This window comes from Kosakonia sp. LAM2021, from assembly GCF_016620385.1.
Taxonomy (GTDB): Bacteria; Pseudomonadota; Gammaproteobacteria; order Enterobacterales; family Enterobacteriaceae; genus Kosakonia; species Kosakonia sacchari.
In genome coordinates this window covers 1-15880 of the sequence record NZ_JAENHT010000011.1, presented here as the reverse complement: position 1 = coordinate 15880, position 15880 = coordinate 1, and the positions used below count along the sequence as shown (strand labels likewise).

The following is a 15880-nucleotide window of genomic DNA, read 5'->3' as shown; positions in this document are numbered from 1 at the left end:
TGTTAACGCAGCGCCCCCGACGTTTCCGTTTCCCGCCCGACACGCTCCATCGCCACCGGAATGCTTTTATAAGCTGGAATACCGCTTTTGGTATCGTGGCTGTCCAGCGGCACCAGGATATTCGCTTCCGGGTAATACGCGCCGACCGAACCCGGTGCCATATCCAGCACCACAATCGTCAGGTTATCCATGCGCCGCGAGGTGGGGTTACCGTCAGGATCGAGCGCGATAATATTCACCTGGTCACCGACGCGTAACTGCCGCGTTTCTGCCTCATCCGCATTAATAAACAGGACATCGCGCCGTCCGGTCACTCCGCGATAGCGATCGTTAAGCCCGTACAGCGTAGTGTTGTACTGATCGTGGCTGCGCAACGTGGTTAACACCAGATCGTGACATTTCAGCGATCGCGGATCTTCGTTAATTCCCTGCATCACTTTGAATTGCGCCAGGCCTGACGGTGTGTTCCATACGCGTTCCGAAGCCGTATTACGCAAACGAAATCCTCCCGGTTTTTTAACCCGCTCGTTGAAATCGCTAAATGCGGGAAAAACCGCTTCGATAGCATCGCGAATATTGCTGTAGTCGCTGACCATTTTTTCCCAGTCCACCACGCTATCCGGCAGGGTTGTTTTCGCCAGTGCGGCCACCAGCGCAGGCTCGGATTTCAGATGCGGCGAGGCAGGCGTCAAACTCCCGCGCGACGCATGTACCATCGACATCGAATCTTCAACCGTCACGCTCTGCGCGCCCGATGCCTGCATATCCGTTTCCGTACGACCGAGCACCGGTAACAGATAATTATGTTTACCTAACAGCAGGTGCGAACGATTCAGTTTCGTCGCCATATGCACCACCAGATCGAGCTTGCGCATCGCCGGGAAGGTGGTTTGCGGATCGGAAATCGCTTCCGCCAGGTTGCCACCAAGGCACAACAACGCCTTCACTTTTCCATCACGCATCGCCTGGATAGCGGCCACCGCGCAGTGCCCATGTTGTCGTGGCGGCTTGAAACCAAACACTTTTTCAATATTGTCCAGCAACTCGGGATACGGGATCTCAGTAATGCCCACCGTGCGATCGCCCTGCACATTCGAGTGGCCGCGCAGCGGGCAAATACCCGCCCCTTGCTTACCTATGTTGCCGCGCATCAGCAGCAAGTTGGCAATCTGCTGCACGTTCTGCGTACCGTACTGGTGCTGGGTGATCCCCATGCCGTAACAGATAATGGTGCGTTCGGCATCGGCGTACAGCCGGGCGATCTTCTGGATCTCTTTACGCTCCATGCCAGAGACTTTAAGAATGTGTTGCCAGTCGGTCGCGTCGAGATCGGCTTTCAGCGCCTCAAACCCCTGCGTATGCTGGCGAATAAACGCCTCGTCAATCACGCCAGGCTCGCCTTTCGCCAGTGCCTCTTCGTGCATCGATAGCAGGATTTTCATCACGCCTTTCAGCATCGCCGCGTCACCACCCACCCGCACTTTGTAGTAGGTCGATGCCAGCTTCGTGGAGCTTAGCGCCAGCATTTCAATCGGGCTTTGTGGTGACGTGAAACGCTCAAGCCCCCTTTCGCGCAGCGGATTGATAGCCACAATCGTCGCGCCGCGTTTTGAGACTTCGCGCAGCGTGCCAAGCATTCTGGGGTGGTTGGTTCCGGGATTGTGGCCGATGCACAACACCAGATCGCAGTGGTCGAAATCGTCCAGTTCCACCGTGCCTTTACCGACACCAATAGATTCCGGCAACCCCACGCTGGTCGGCTCATGGCACATATTGGAACAGTCCGGGAAATTATTGGTGCCATATTCGCGGGCAAACAGTTGCCAGAGAAAAGCAGCTTCGTTGGAGGCGCGCCCGGAGGTATAAAATTCGACGCTGTTGGGATCGTCGTAGCCGCGCAGATGTTCGCCAATCTCGCGAAAGGCGGTGTCCCAGTCGATAGGCTGATAGGTATCGCTGGCGGCGTCATACTTCATCGGGTGGGTTAAACGCCCTTCGCCTTCCAGCTCAAATGCGTTCCTGTTCCATAACTCACTGACCGTATGCATCGCGAAGAATTCCGGCGTCGTGCGTTTACTGGTGGCTTCCCACGACACCGCTTTCGCGCCATTTTCACAAAATTCAAACGACGAGGTATGTTGCGGATCGGGCCACGCGCAGCCGGGGCAGTCGAACCCCTGCGGTTGATTAACCTTGAACAACGCGATGACGTCCTGCTTCACCGACATTTGCCCGCGCAGTGCATCCGCCACCGCTTTCAGCGCGCCCCAGCCTCCTGCCGAACCGCCATACGGCGCGATACCCGTTGTCCGATTTTGATCTTTCATGTTGCCCCGCATTATCAGTTGACCTGCTAATGCTTAAGCCTGGTATAAAAACTAAAAATTGCGGCAGAGAGTGGGAATATAATCTCGTATAAACGTAAATAATCGGCAGAATGCGCGATTTCAAATAGCCACACCTTTAAAGTGATGTGGCTGGAGGAGAGGCAGCGTCAGTCGGAGGCGCCAACCAGGCGGTCGATAACGGGATTGATTTTGTAATCTGTTCCGCGCCATTTCATCAGCGATAATCCGCCCCCCGCGCGTAAATGGAATTCGGCCGACGCAATAATCACACCGTCGCGATTAATGGAAAACTCGGCGGAGGACAGATATGGCACCACATCCCAGGTACGGCGCGCCGTATAGTTCATGATATAGGGGCAGTTATCCGGGCGCTCACCATTGAACACCACCGACTGGATATGATGATAAGTCAATCGTTGCTGCACAACTGGCAGCAGATCGCTGACCTTAACTGCATCATTTTTTTGAATACAGATCCGGTTAATGGCTTCTGTTTTCGCTAACGGCGTTACCCTAACAGACGTACATCCCACGAGGCCGAACGCAATAAGCGGCAATAACATTTTTATTTTCATCGTATTATCCATTTTTTATTTATGCCGGAGCATTATGCCATTAGGGTCCGGTTATGGCATTGACGAAAATTAGGGATGGCGAACCAACAACGTCAACACCTCGTAATGCGCGGTATGCGGGAACATATCGAACAGCTGAACGCGCTCAATGCGATAACCCGGCAGCAGGCGAATATCTTTCGCCATCGAGCTGGCGTTACAACTGGAGTAGATGATGTATGGCGGAGCCATGCGGCTTAAATAGTTGCACAGCGCCGCGCCAATTCCGCGCCGTGGCGGGTTAACCAACACCAGTTCGGGCATATCGTGCGAAGCGGTAGCAAACTGGGTTGAATCCAGCGCCTGGAAGCGCATGTTTTGTAAGCCAAGCGCTTGCGCCGATTGGGTCGCGCAGGCAATCGCTTCCGGGGCAATCTCAATACCGGTCAGGCGCATCTCCGGCGTCGCGCAGTGCAGACCAAAACCGCCGACACCGCAAAACAGATCCCACATATGCTTAACCGGCAACGTTCGCACCCAGTCGCGGGCGGTCGCATACAATGCGCTGGCAACGGTCGGGTTGGTCTGGAAAAAACTCTGCGGGCGGATCCACAGCGGCACGCCGTTAAAGTTTTCCGCCAGCGCCTGCTGTTCGGTGAGAAAAATCTCCGTCTCACCCTCCATGATCGCCATATGCACCGGCTGGATATTGGCAGAAATCACTTTCAGTTGCGGCAATTGCGCCTGCAGCGCGGGCAAGGCCGCGCGTAACTGCGCGAGTTTCGCCTCCGAGCGCAACACAAAGCGCAGCATCATGCCGCCATCCTGCTGGCTTTCGGTCAGCAGCAGGTATTTTAGCTCACCGCGTTTACGCGCTACGTTGTAAGGCGTTAAACCGGCGCGGGCAATAAACGGTTTGAGCGCGGCAAAAACCGGGGCAAAAGCGTGTGGATAGAGTGGACAGTCGGTCAGATCTTCGGGCGTACCGTCGCGATGCAACATGCCAAGCAGCGGTTTTTCCACACTGCCACTGACCACCATTTTGGCTTTATTACGAAACCCCTGCTCCGGGCCACTCACTGGCGAACACCACTGTGCGACAGGCAAGCCGTACAGCAACGTGTGGAGATCGTCCATTTTCGCGGTAAGTTGCTGTGAAACTGGTTGTTCTATCCATTGACAGGAACGGCAACGACCAGCATCAAAGAGAGCGCACTGCATAGTAAAGCCTTTCATTTTGCGGGGCCGGGATTGTACCACCGTTATTGCAGGCGGAAAAAGCGTCGGCTGGGAGCGGGAACAAATAGCAGGAATAACACCAGCAGATCGGGGAGTTTTTGCATCACTAATGCGTGGAAAATCTCGCGTCGGGAGCCACCGGCAATGCTGAAGAGCTCAGGGTAACCATACCCAAGCGAAGCGGCCCATAAATAACCGGTTGCCACCACTTGCGCGGCGAGATAAAGCCAGCGCGCCCAGCGTCGCCCTTTCACCACCGAGAAAGCACAGAGTATTTCGACAAACACTAAAAACAGGCTGCCAAGGAAAACCAGCGTCAGGCTCCAGGTCTGCGCGCTGCGCTGCACAAAATCGAGCAGGCCGCGCCATCCAAGCAAATTAAACACCATCAATACATCAACGCAGCGAATCATAATAATGGCGATAGCCGCCACCTGCACCACTGCCGGCACATTCAATTTTGCGTGATGAGCGGTTTTCTTGAAGAACCCCAATCCGATGATTTCCCTGTGAAAAATGCCGCGACAAGCGCGGCATCAGCAACACAATTTCACGATTCTAATAAGTTCAGCCTTGTCTTGCACGCTGGATATCACGGATCCGCTGTTTTTCCGCCCGTGCCATTAAATACCAGGCAATAAAACCAACAATCCCGACCACACCCAGAATAAGTGTCGCCAGCGCGTTGATTTCCGGGTTCACCCCCATGCGCACGCTCGAGAAGACCAGCATCGGCAATGTCGTCGCTCCCGGTCCGGAAACAAAACTGGCGATCACCAGGTCATCCAGCGACAGGGTAAACGCCAGAAGCCAACCGGAAACAATCGCCGGCATGATCATCGGCAGCGTGATAACGAAGAACACTTTTAGCGGCGTCGCACCAAGATCCATTGCCGCCTCTTCAATGGAGCGGTCCAGTTCACGCAGGCGTGAAGAGATAACCACTGCAACATACGCGGTACAGAAGGTCACATGTGCCAGCCAGATAGTGAGCATTCCGCGATCGGCAGGCCAGCCAATCGCATGACCGAGCGCCACAAACAACAGCAGCAGTGACAAGCCGGTGATCACATCTGGCATCACCAGCGGTGCCGTTATCATAAAGGCGAAACCGTTTGAGCCACGAAAGCGCCCAAAACGCACCATTACCACCGCCGCGATAGTCCCCAGCACCGCCGCCATCGTCGCCGCACAAGCGGCAATGGTCAGGCTTAACCCCACCGCACTCATCATCGCGTCATCGTGAAACAGCTCGCCATACCAGCGCGTCGACCAGCCTGCCCACACGGTGACAAGCCTTGAGCTGTTAAAGGAGTAGATCACCAGCATCAACATTGGCGCGTACAGGAAAGTAAAGCCGAGTACGAGGATCAAAATGCGCCACGGAGAGCGCACTACCGGTAAGTTGTTCATGCGTGGTCCTCCCCTTGTTTCTGCTGATGTTTGTGGAACCACATGATCGGCACAATCAGCAACAGCAGCATAATCACCGCCACCGCCGAGGCTACCGGCCAGTCGCGGTTATTAAAGAACTCCTGCCACAACACGCGGCCAATCATAATGCTGTCCGGACCGCCGAGCAGTTCCGGGATGACAAACTCGCCAACCGCCGGGATAAACACCAGCATCGAACCGGCGATAATCCCGCCTTTGGTCAATGGCACAATCACGCTGAAAAAGGTTTTCAGCGGACGCGCACCGAGATCCAGCGAGGCTTCTACCAGTGAATAATCGATACGCGTCAGCGCGGTATAAATCGGCAGCACCATAAACGGCAAATAGGCATAAACAATGCCGATATACACCGCGAGGTTGGTATGCAGAATCGTCAGTGGCTGATCGATAACTCCCAGCCACATCAGGACGTTATTCAACACGCCGTTGTTTTTCAGGATCCCCATCCACGCATACACACGGATCAGAAACGACGTCCACGACGGCAAAATCACCAGTAGCAACAGAATATTGCGCGTCGACGGTTTGCTGTGCGCCACAGCCCAGGCCAGCGGATACCCCAACAGCAGACAGCAAATCGTTGAGATCGCCGCCACCTGTAACGACTGCAGATACGCTTCGAAGTAAAGCGGATCGTCGGTAAGTTGCAGGAAGTTGCCGATATTCAGCGTTACCGTCAGTTGGCTGTCCGCCCACTCGATAAGATCGGTATACGGCGGGATCTGCCGCGCCATCTCTGCAAGGCTGATTTTGAACACAATCAAAAACGGCAGCAGAAACAGCAAAGTCAGCCAAATGTAGGGCAGCGCAATAACCAGTTTGCGCCCGTGACGCATCTGCATGCGCCCCAGCCATAAAGTGAAACCGCCCGGTTTTTCGACGCGGGACGGTGGCTCCAGTGTACTCATCGCCGCTCCTTAAACCGTCAGAACCACACAACTATCGGCATCCCAGCAGAGGCGAACTTCATCGCCCCAGGTTGGCGCGCCTTTACGGTAGCGATGCGCGTTTTGCAACTGGGCACTGATCATCTGCCCGCTTTGCAAACGCACGTGATAAATAGAGAGGTCGCCGAGGTAGGCGATATGCACCACTTCCCCGACGGCAAAGTTATAGCCGTCGGCCGGCGGATCTTCGCAGAGCATGATTTTTTCCGGGCGCAGTGCCACATACACCGGCACGTTATCCACGACCGACGCATCGGCGTCTACTTTCAGCGGATGCACCAGCCCCGGCGAATCGATCACCAGACCATCATCCTGACGCTCTTTCAACAGCCCTTCGAACACATTCACCGAACCGATAAACTCGGCGCTGTAACGCGTGGTCGGGTGCTCGTAGATCTCTTCCGGTTCGCCGATCTGCACAAACTTACCGCGGTTCATGATGGCGATACGCCCGGCCATGGTCATCGCCTCTTCCTGGTCGTGGGTCACCATGACGCAGGTCACGCCGACGCGTTCAAGAATATCTACCACTTCGAGCTGCATCCGGTCGCGCAGCTTTTTATCCAGCGCGCCCATCGGTTCATCCAGCAGCAGCAATTTCGGGCGTTTCGCCAGGCTGCGCGCCAGTGCCACGCGCTGGCGCTGGCCGCCGGAAAGCTGGTGCGGTTTACGTTTGGCGTACTCACTCATGTGCACCAGGTGCAACATTTCAGCCACGCGGCTGGCGATTTCCGCTTTCGGCAACTTGTCCTGTTTAAGGCCGAAAGCAATGTTCTGTTCCACGGTCATATGCGGGAAGAGCGCATAGGACTGGAACATCATGTTGATCGGGCGCAGATAGGGCGGCACATGCGCCAGGTCTACGCCATCAAGCATGATTTGCCCGTGGGTCGGCAGCTCAAAACCGGCGAGCATGCGCAGCAACGTTGATTTACCGCAGCCGGACGCGCCAAGCAGGGCAAAAATTTCACCTTTATAAATGGTCAGACTGACATCATCAACGGCGTGCTGACCATCAAAGGATTTGGTCAGATTGCGAATTTCCAGCAGCGGCGTCAGATCCTTGCGGCTCTTCGCCTGTGGGCGGGGGATAGCGTCATTCACTCAAGTGCTCTCCGGCAATAACATCAACCCGTTTCAACGGGTTGTCGTACAAATGACTGGACAGAGGCGGCATCACCTCTGTCCATTTTTGGGGCAGGCGCACCGCCACGGTGCAGCCTTATCACCTGTCAGGTGATTGAATTATTTGCCGCTTTTAACTTTAGTCCACGCGCGGGTTCTTACGCGGTCGATTTTCGGATCCTGGACTTTCAGCGTAAAGAGTTTGGCGAAAACATCCGGCGGCGGGAAGATAGCCGGGTTATCACGCACTTCCGCGCTGATCAGCGGAACAGAGGCTTTGTTACCATTCGCGTAGAACACATGATCGCTGATATGGGCAATCACATCCGGGCGCATAAGGTAGTTGAGGAACTGATACGCTTCGTCTTTGTTTTTGGCATCAGCCGGCATCGCGAAGACGTCGAAGAACGCCAGCGCGCCCTCTTTCGGAATGGTGTAATTGATATTCACGCCATTCTTCGCTTCTTTCGCACGGTTTGCCGCTTGCCACACATCGCCCGCCCAGCCAATAGCCACGCAGATGTCACCATTTGCCAGGTCATTAATGTACTGAGAAGAGTGGAAGTAACGAATGTTCGGACGCAGTTTTAACAGCAGGTCGGTCGCGGCAACGCTGTAATCATCCGCTTTGCTGCTGTTCGGATCTTTGCCGAGGTAGTTAAGCACGGTGGCAAAAATCTCTTCCGGCGCATCAAGGAATGAGACGCCGCAGCTTTTCAGTTTTTCCAGGTTTTCCGGTTTCAGCACCAGATCCCAGCTGTTTACCGGCGCGTCTTTGCCGAGCGCGGCTTTCACTTTGTCCACGTTATAGCCGATACCGGTGGTCGCCCACAGGTACGGGATAGCGTATTTGTTGTCAGGGTCGTGCTTAGCGACCATTTTCAGCACGTCCGGATCGAGGTTTTTCCAGTTCGGCAGTTTGCTCTTATCAAGCGGCTGGAACACCCCGGCCGCCAACTGACGCTCAAGGAAACTCGCGGAAGGCACCACCAGGTCAAAGCCGGTGCTGCCCGCCATCAGTTTGCCTTCCAGCACTTCGTTGGAGTCAAACACGTCATAAACGACTTTAATGCCCGTCTCTTTTTCAAAATTCGCGACGGTGTCCGGCGCAATATAATCAGACCAGTTATAAACATGCAGTGTCTTTTGCTCGGCTGCGAGCGTGCTGGCAGAGACAGCCATCAACGCACCCGCGACAAGACCTGATACCCATTTTTTGCTCAAGGCGGTCATATCTCATTCCTTCTGGAAAGCCCGTTAACATACGAACTAAATGTACGCATCATAAGATATGCAAGAATCATGCATATTTTGTCACTCTGCACAGCCCCGGAGAAGAAAACGCTTCCGGCTGACACCGCATGCTGTTTTAAGCATCGCAAGAATAACTGTAGCCAGGGTTTGAGGCTATAGGTCAGATTAAAAAACGCCTTTTATCAATTTTTTATGCAGGATACGTCTATGTGATAAGCCGTTACGCGAGGAATAGCGGTGAAAAATTCTTTAAGGAAAGGTTAATAGCAGAATAAAAATATTTATTATGCAGCCGCCATGGCAGCGACTGCGTTAATGCTGCGCAGAGTCAGTGGAGAAAATTGTGCGACTCTTCATCTACCGCCATCTCTTCTTCGCCTGGTGTGAACAGCAGTTGATGTGCGTTGGCTTCCATTATGACCATTGAAATCTGCTCTTCACTCTGTCGCATAAACCAGGCGAACTGTTCAAACGTAATGGCCGGCCCGACGCATAAAGACTGGCACACCACCAGCTTCGGCAGATTATCATCCTGAATATCGAGAAACGCTTTCACGGTTAAAGAGCTGGCATTGATGGCGGAGAGATCGGCGGCCAGCGCCAGCAGTGCTGACGGTTTGACTTCCGCCATAGCGGTAAACAGCACAACGTCATTAACAAGGTCGACTTTTGCATCAAACACGCCATCAAAATTTTGCATGTGCGGCAGGTGCAGCGCCTGACAGTTATCGCACTCAAAAAAGTTAATGCCCAGTTCATCCAGCCAGTGACGCAGCGTGTCCAGACCCGGAACGACGAGTGAATCCATAAAGCAGTGCTCTCTTAGCGAAAAAATTGGCCATAGCTTACGCAAAAAGGCCAGAACGTACCATTAATTGCGCGGAAAAATCGCCTCAGCCGCCGGTTTTCAGGCAAAAACCCGGCGTTGCCTGGCGTTCGATCCACTGGATCATACGACCCGCAATATCAATGCCGGCGGCTTTTTCGATGCCTTCCAGCCCGGGTGATGCGTTAACTTCCATCACCAGCGGGCCGCGTTCAGCGCGCAGGATGTCGACGCCAGCCACATCCAGCCCCAGCGTTTGCGCGGCAGCCAGCGCGATTTCACGCTCACGCTCGGTAATATGTGCCACCAGCGCTTTGCCGCCGCGATGTAGGTTGGAGCGAAAATCGCCCTCTTTCGCCCGGCGTTCAATGGCGGCGACCACTTCATTTCCGACAACCAGACAGCGAATATCAGTTCCCTTCGCTTCGGCAATAAACTCCTGCACCAGGATGTGCGCATTCAGACCGCGAAAAGCGTCAATCACGCTCTCCGCTGCCTGGCGGGTTTCCGCCAGCACCACGCCGATGCCCTGCGTCCCTTCCACCAGCTTCACCACCAGCGGCGCGCCGCCGACCATATCAATCAGATCGCTGGTATCGTCCGGTGAATGGGCAATGCCGGTTACCGGCAGATCAATCCCCTGACGCGCCAGTAACTGCAACGAACGCAGCTTGTCTCTGGCGCGGGTGATCGCCACCGACTCATTGAGCGGATAACTGCCAAGAATTTCAAACTGACGCAGCGCAGCGGTGCCATAGAAAGTGATGGCCGAGCCGATACGCGGGATCACCGCATCGAAATGCGGCAACTGGCGGCCTTTGTAATGAATGGACGAGGCCGCCGGGCTGATATTCATATAACAGGAAAGCGGATCGAGGATTTCGACCAGATGACCGCGCTGCATCGCCGCTTCGCGCAGGCGTTTACACGAATAGAGCGTTCCATCCCGGGACAATATGGCAATTTTCACCCTGCACCTCTCTATAAAGACCTGTCAAAGCAGGCGTATGATACACGCAGCGACGTACAGGATGAACGGGAATTAGCGTGTCGCCCATCCCTGTTTATGCAAATAGTCGAGAATAAACGGGCGACTCTCTTTAATGATGGTGCGGCGAATATGGTCGCTCCAGGTGTCACGCCGCGTATTGCTGTCGCGTGTCATATAGTAGTGGGCAATCTCCTCGTCGTATTGCGCCAGCACCTCTTTATCCAGCGGCTGATAGCGGTTTTCATGCACCACCAGTTGCGCAGGCAGACGCGGTTTCTTATCGGGCGCATCCGCCGGCCAGCCAAGGCACAGGCCAAACAGCGGCAGCACATGTTTTGGCACCTGCAATAACTCACCTACGGCTTCAATGCTGTTACGAATTCCGCCAATATAAACGCCGCCAAGCCCGAGCGACTCTGCCGCAGTGAAGGCGTTTTGCGCCATCAGCGCGGTATCGACTACGCCGAGCAGCAACTGCTCCGCCAGACCTGGATTCGCCTCTGGGCATATCTGGAAATTACGATGGAAATCAGCGCAAAACACCCAAAATTCCGCCGCCTGCGCCACATGCTGCTGCCCGCCGGTAAGCGTCACCAGTTGCTGGCGTAGTGCCGGATCGGTGATGCGAATTATCGAGCTGCATTGCAAAAAGCTGGAGCTGGATGTCGCCTGCGCGCTGGCGATAATCGCCTCGCGCTGCGCCTGGCTAATCGGCTGATCGGTAAAATGGCGAATGGAGCGGTGGGCGCACAGCAATTCAATAGTTGGTGTCATGAATAATCTCCCAAATAAACAAGTCCCTCAGTATAGGCGAAGCCTGCGCCATCGCAGTATCCGCAATTTGCGCTGAAAGGTTGTAAAGATTAAAGCAACAGGCATAACCTGCTTTTCATTACGCGCAGTTATGGTCATGATAACCGGCAGTTACCTTCAGATTTGGGAGAGAGTATGTTTGCTGTAATTTTTGGCCGCCCTGGCTGCCCATACTGTGTACGCGCAAAAGAACTGGCAGAAAAACTGACCGCCGAGCGTGATGATTTCAACTATCGCTACGTGGATATTCACGCGGAAGGCATCACCAAAGCCGACCTCGAAAAAACCGTCGGGAAACCGGTAGAAACTGTGCCGCAGATTTTCCTCGACCAGAAACACATTGGCGGCTGCACAGATTTCGAAGCCTACGCCAAAGAACATTTCGGCCTGTTTGCCTGAGCCGAGCAACGCCCTCTTTCTGAGGGCGTTTTATTTTTTGCAGCGCAGAATTTTGCGCACAAAAAGATAGAATAACCCGCCCATTCCGCACCAGAAAATTGCGCTGAACAACCAGGCAATAACCTGCCAGTTCGACTGCGAAGATGCTAAATGCAGGTAAATCAGTACATAGCAGAATGGAGCCGCCAGCACGGCGCCGAAAAGCGGCACGATCGCTTTGCGTCGGCGAGCAATCAACCCACCGACAATGCCGGGAAGCGTGAAAAGCAGTAAGCCTAATTCAGGATTACCGGACACGGGTAGTGCGCCATTCATATTTATGACCAGCAACAAACACACCGCAATAAAAAGTAATGCGCAGCAAATAACGCCGACCCGACTTCGCCTGTTCTTCAAACACGCCTCCTGACTTTTTCTCTATCGCACTAACAACTCGTTCAAAAGAATGTCCGGACAGATAAAGCGTTGCGGCAATCCGTGCCAGAAAAGCACCCACGTAAATACGCGATTCTCACTAGCCGTTGTAATCTAATACGATTAAACTAGCGGCCTGTTTTTGTTTTGTGAGGAGTGTCTGGTGTTGCACCGCTTTTTTCATACGCCAGCGCATGAACAAAACACTAGCTCAAATAACCATTTCTTTCAACAGCTTACAAGTAAACAAGAAGTTAGCCTCCGTGAATATAAACGTCGCAGATTTGTTAAACGGGAATTACATACTGTTATTGTTTGTCGTTCTGGCACTCGGACTTTGTCTCGGTAAATTACGACTGGGTTCTGTTCAACTCGGTAATTCCATTGGCGTTTTAGTGGTTTCATTATTATTAGGCCAGCAACATTTCAGCATTAACACGGATGCACTTAACCTTGGCTTTATGCTGTTTATTTTTTGTGTCGGAGTTGAAGCCGGGCCAAACTTTTTCTCTATTTTTTTTCGCGACGGCAAGAATTACCTCATGCTGGCGTTGGTATTAGTTGGCAGCGCACTGTTAATTGCGTTAGGCCTTGGCAAACTGTTCGGTTGGGATATTGGCCTGACGGCGGGTATGCTGGCGGGTTCGATGACCTCCACACCTGTTCTGGTGGGCGCGGGCGACACGCTGCGCCATTCAGGTATGGAGAGCGGGCAACTCTCCAGCGCGCTGGATAACCTGAGCCTCGGTTATGCCCTGACGTACCTGATTGGTCTGGTGAGCCTGATTTTCGGCGCACGTTATTTACCGAAATTGCAGCACCAGGATCTGCAAACCAGCGCCCAGCAGATCGCCCGTGAACGCGGTCTGGATACCGATGCGCACCGTAAAGTTTACCTGCCGGTGATCCGCGCCTACCGCGTGGGGCCGGAGCTGGTGGCATGGGCCGACGGTAAAAACCTGCGCGAGCTCGGGATCTACCGCCAGACCGGGTGTTATATCGAACGCATTCGTCGCAACGGCATTCTCGCCAGCCCCGACGGTGATGCCGTGCTGCAAATGGGTGACGAAATTTCGCTGGTCGGCTACCCGGATGCCCACGCGCGTCTTGACCCGAGTTTCCGCAACGGCAAAGAGGTGTTCGACCGCGATCTGCTCGACATGCGTATCGTCACCGAAGAAGTGGTCGTCAAAAACCACAACGTTGTGGGCCGCCGTCTGGCGCAGCTCAAGCTGACCGATCACGGTTGCTTTCTTAACCGCGTAATCCGCAGCCAGATCGAGATGCCGATTGACGACAATATTGTGCTCAACAAAGGCGACGTTTTGCAGGTCAGCGGCGACGCGCGTCGTGTAAAAACCATTGCCGATCGCATCGGCTTTATCTCTATTCACAGCCAGGTCACCGACCTGCTCGCCTTCTGCGCGTTTTTTATTGTCGGGCTGATGATCGGCATGATCACCTTCCAGTTCAGCTCCTTCAGCTTCGGCGTGGGTAACGCTGCCGGCCTGTTGTTCGCCGGGATCATGCTCGGCTTCCTGCGTGCCAACCACCCGACTTTCGGCTATATCCCGCAGGGCGCGCTGATGATGGTGAAAGAGTTTGGCCTGATGGTATTTATGGCGGGCGTGGGCTTAAGCGCCGGTAGCGGTATCGGCAACGGTCTTGGCGCAGTGGGTGGTCAGATGCTGATTGCCGGGCTTATTGTCAGCCTGGTACCGGTGTTAATTTGTTTTCTGTTTGGCGCGTATGTACTGAAAATGAACCGTGCTTTGCTGTTCGGCGCGATGATGGGCGCACGCACCTGCGCCCCGGCAATGGAGATCATCAGCGATACGGCGCGCAGCAATATCCCGGCGCTGGGCTATGCGGGAACCTACGCCATCGCTAACGTTCTGCTGACGCTTGCGGGGACATTAATCATCATTATCTGGCCGGGTCTCGGATAAGTCTGAAGCTGAGAAATATTTCAGTTATGCGCAGAACTTTTTTGTGGGGCGTCAGTCATAACTAGTGCCACTGCTTTTCTTTGATGTCCCCATTTTGTGGAGCCCATCAACCCCGCCGCTTAGGTTCAAGGTTGATGGGTTTTTTGTTGCCTTGATTTTATTTGCTTTACAATCAATGACTTTTAGTCGTGGAAATTTAGTAAAGGCGACAAAGTGGCGACATACAAAAATTACTTACCCTTGCCTTTGAGTTTGTCCGACAGATAGATAACAAGGCAAATCAATGCAAAGCAGCCTAAAAACCCGCCCAACTTAAGAACCCAACCATCAAGAACAACAAGACAAGCAAAAGCCGCGATAGATAAGATCCCCGTACCCAGGGCATCGAACATGTTGACCGCATGCACCCATATTTTTTCAGAAACGCTATTTTGCGAGGATTTTGCAGATTTCATCCTGTATCCCTTTACACTGCATTGGGTGACTGTGAGTGTACGCGAGGTATGGTTCAAGAGGCTTTTCAACGAGAAAATAAACCATATCAATGTTCTTTAGGAAGTCTGTCATTCTCTTTTATTTTAAACTCTAGTCTGCCATGACCAACCCTCTAAAACTATTGGTCGAAAACCTCGTTGCCAGTTTCCCTTAAGTAATCAACTAAAAGCTTCGACTGCGCAGAACCAACATTACAACCATGACTTATAGTAACTTATGTTAATACATGGAAAATCGCATTTATCAGTTATTTTAAACCCATATAAGCTAAGAAAACTAAAAGTGAAAACATATCTCAACACCCACCATTTCTAAGCGGGAAAAGCATGGGAAGATATATTCTTGTGCATTAAGCAGGCTTATAATTGTGTCCGATACTATTTTAGTGTGGGATAAAATTGAATTATTCTCATTTTCAAAGGAGGTGCGAAATTTAAAAAATGCGACGTAAAGTATTTATTTAAAACGCACGTTCATTTTACGACTTACGTATGATTGCCCCCTTTCTGGTAAAGCACAATTAAAAGACGGCTTGACGATAATTTGATTTGTTTCTGCTAAAGAAACAAGTTGAGGAAGAGTTAATCCTGCTATTTTTTCAATCATATCTTCACTAAGGCCGTTACTTAATTTGCTGGCACAATCTGACTCGTTTGCCAGCCGCTGAACAAGTAAAAGGTATGCTAAATTAAGTTGATAAATTTCATGAAGAAGGTTGTTGCGTTCAATCATTTTTTGCACCAGAGAATACCCGTTAACATATCTAAATTATCTACGCCTCCCTTGGCAGCATGTTCCATTACTAGCAATGATATATATAGAATACCATTTATCCACAAAAATAATGTAAAGTTATTTCAGTTTATTAAAAAGTATTAACTTGCATTTTTATTTTAAATGCCATCATTTTTATCAAGTTACGCTTATAAATGATAACTATTTCCTTTCCGGCTGAATCGCCACGGATAATCTAGACACTTCCGAGCCGTTGATAATACTGGTTTTCATATTCTGTCGGTGACATCTGTTCGCTAGAACCATGCCGACGCTTACTGTTATAAAACATTTCGA

General features: G+C 52.6%; 16 protein-coding genes. 2 read left to right on the top strand and 14 right to left on the bottom strand.

Translation table 11 applies throughout. From position 1 onward, the window contains the following. Positions 1 to 2: 2 nt before the first annotated feature. From JKP81_RS19805 to nfsA, 11 genes are all read right to left on the bottom strand, one after another. Entirely contained in the window at positions 3 to 2327 is a 2325-nt protein-coding gene (locus tag JKP81_RS19805) for an FdhF/YdeP family oxidoreductase (protein WP_200553069.1), read from the bottom strand. A 167-nt stretch (positions 2328 to 2494) separates the two neighbouring features. Beyond that, a complete protein-coding gene (locus JKP81_RS19800) occupies positions 2495 to 2911 on the bottom strand; it encodes an Sbal_3080 family lipoprotein (RefSeq protein WP_200553068.1) in 417 nt (138 codons plus the stop codon). Between the two features lie 81 nt (positions 2912 to 2992). Beyond that, a complete protein-coding gene (gene rlmC / locus JKP81_RS19795; RefSeq protein ID WP_200553067.1) occupies positions 2993 to 4123 on the bottom strand; it encodes a 23S rRNA (uracil(747)-C(5))-methyltransferase RlmC in 1131 nt (376 codons plus the stop codon). Positions 4124 to 4164: 41 nt separating this feature from the next. After that, the gene (locus JKP81_RS19790; RefSeq protein ID WP_200553066.1) at positions 4165 to 4635 is read right to left on the bottom strand and encodes a YbjO family protein; all 471 of its coding nucleotides are present in this window, start codon (positions 4633 to 4635) and stop codon (positions 4165 to 4167) included. A 73-nt stretch (positions 4636 to 4708) separates the two neighbouring features. Then, entirely contained in the window at positions 4709 to 5554 is an 846-nt protein-coding gene (gene potI / locus JKP81_RS19785) for a putrescine ABC transporter permease PotI (protein ID WP_017456138.1), read from the bottom strand. Further along, the gene (potH, locus tag JKP81_RS19780) at positions 5551 to 6504 is read right to left on the bottom strand and encodes a putrescine ABC transporter permease PotH (RefSeq protein WP_200553065.1); all 954 of its coding nucleotides are present in this window, start codon (positions 6502 to 6504) and stop codon (positions 5551 to 5553) included. The genes potI and potH overlap by 4 nt, the downstream gene beginning before the upstream one ends. A 9-nt stretch (positions 6505 to 6513) precedes the next feature. Beyond that, positions 6514 to 7647, bottom strand: coding sequence for a putrescine ABC transporter ATP-binding subunit PotG (potG, locus tag JKP81_RS19775; RefSeq protein WP_017456136.1), 1134 nt, complete (start codon positions 7645 to 7647; stop codon positions 6514 to 6516). Between the two features lie 141 nt (positions 7648 to 7788). After that, positions 7789 to 8901, bottom strand: a complete 1113-nt coding sequence (potF, locus tag JKP81_RS19770) for a spermidine/putrescine ABC transporter substrate-binding protein PotF (RefSeq protein WP_200553064.1) — start codon at positions 8899 to 8901, stop codon at positions 7789 to 7791. 349 nt (positions 8902 to 9250) lie between these two features. Next, positions 9251 to 9730, bottom strand: coding sequence for a YbjN domain-containing protein (locus JKP81_RS19765; protein WP_200553063.1), 480 nt, complete (start codon positions 9728 to 9730; stop codon positions 9251 to 9253). 85 nt (positions 9731 to 9815) lie between these two features. Beyond that, complete coding sequence (gene rimK / locus JKP81_RS19760) at positions 9816 to 10718, bottom strand: 30S ribosomal protein S6--L-glutamate ligase (RefSeq protein ID WP_200553062.1); 903 nt, start codon at positions 10716 to 10718, stop codon at positions 9816 to 9818. 72 nt (positions 10719 to 10790) lie between these two features. After that, on the bottom strand, positions 10791 to 11513 hold the full coding sequence (gene nfsA, locus JKP81_RS19755; RefSeq protein WP_200553061.1) for an oxygen-insensitive NADPH nitroreductase: 723 nt from the start codon (positions 11511 to 11513) through the stop codon (positions 10791 to 10793). A gap of 174 nt (positions 11514 to 11687) precedes the next feature. Between nfsA and JKP81_RS19750 the strand changes: the two genes are divergently transcribed. Then, on the top strand, positions 11688 to 11951 hold the full coding sequence (locus JKP81_RS19750) for a GrxA family glutaredoxin (protein ID WP_017456131.1): 264 nt from the start codon (positions 11688 to 11690) through the stop codon (positions 11949 to 11951). A 30-nt stretch (positions 11952 to 11981) separates the two neighbouring features. Here JKP81_RS19750 and ybjM read toward each other — a convergent pair whose 3' ends face one another. Then, positions 11982 to 12347 (bottom strand): inner membrane protein YbjM, encoded by a 366-nt coding sequence (gene ybjM, locus JKP81_RS19745; RefSeq protein ID WP_045506610.1) that lies wholly within the window; start codon positions 12345 to 12347, stop codon positions 11982 to 11984. A 281-nt stretch (positions 12348 to 12628) separates the two neighbouring features. Between ybjM and JKP81_RS19740 the strand changes: the two genes are divergently transcribed. After that, positions 12629 to 14314, top strand: coding sequence for an aspartate:alanine antiporter (locus JKP81_RS19740; protein ID WP_017456129.1), 1686 nt, complete (start codon positions 12629 to 12631; stop codon positions 14312 to 14314). A gap of 230 nt (positions 14315 to 14544) precedes the next feature. Here the strand turns inward: JKP81_RS19740 and JKP81_RS19735 are convergent, their stop codons facing one another. Together JKP81_RS19735 and JKP81_RS19730 are read right to left on the bottom strand one after the other, a co-directional pair. After that, a complete protein-coding gene (locus JKP81_RS19735; RefSeq protein ID WP_200553060.1) occupies positions 14545 to 14769 on the bottom strand; it encodes a hypothetical protein in 225 nt (74 codons plus the stop codon). A 496-nt stretch (positions 14770 to 15265) separates the two neighbouring features. Next, a complete protein-coding gene (locus JKP81_RS19730; protein ID WP_200553059.1) occupies positions 15266 to 15541 on the bottom strand; it encodes a flagellar transcriptional regulator FlhD in 276 nt (91 codons plus the stop codon). Positions 15542 to 15880 lie beyond the last annotated feature (339 nt).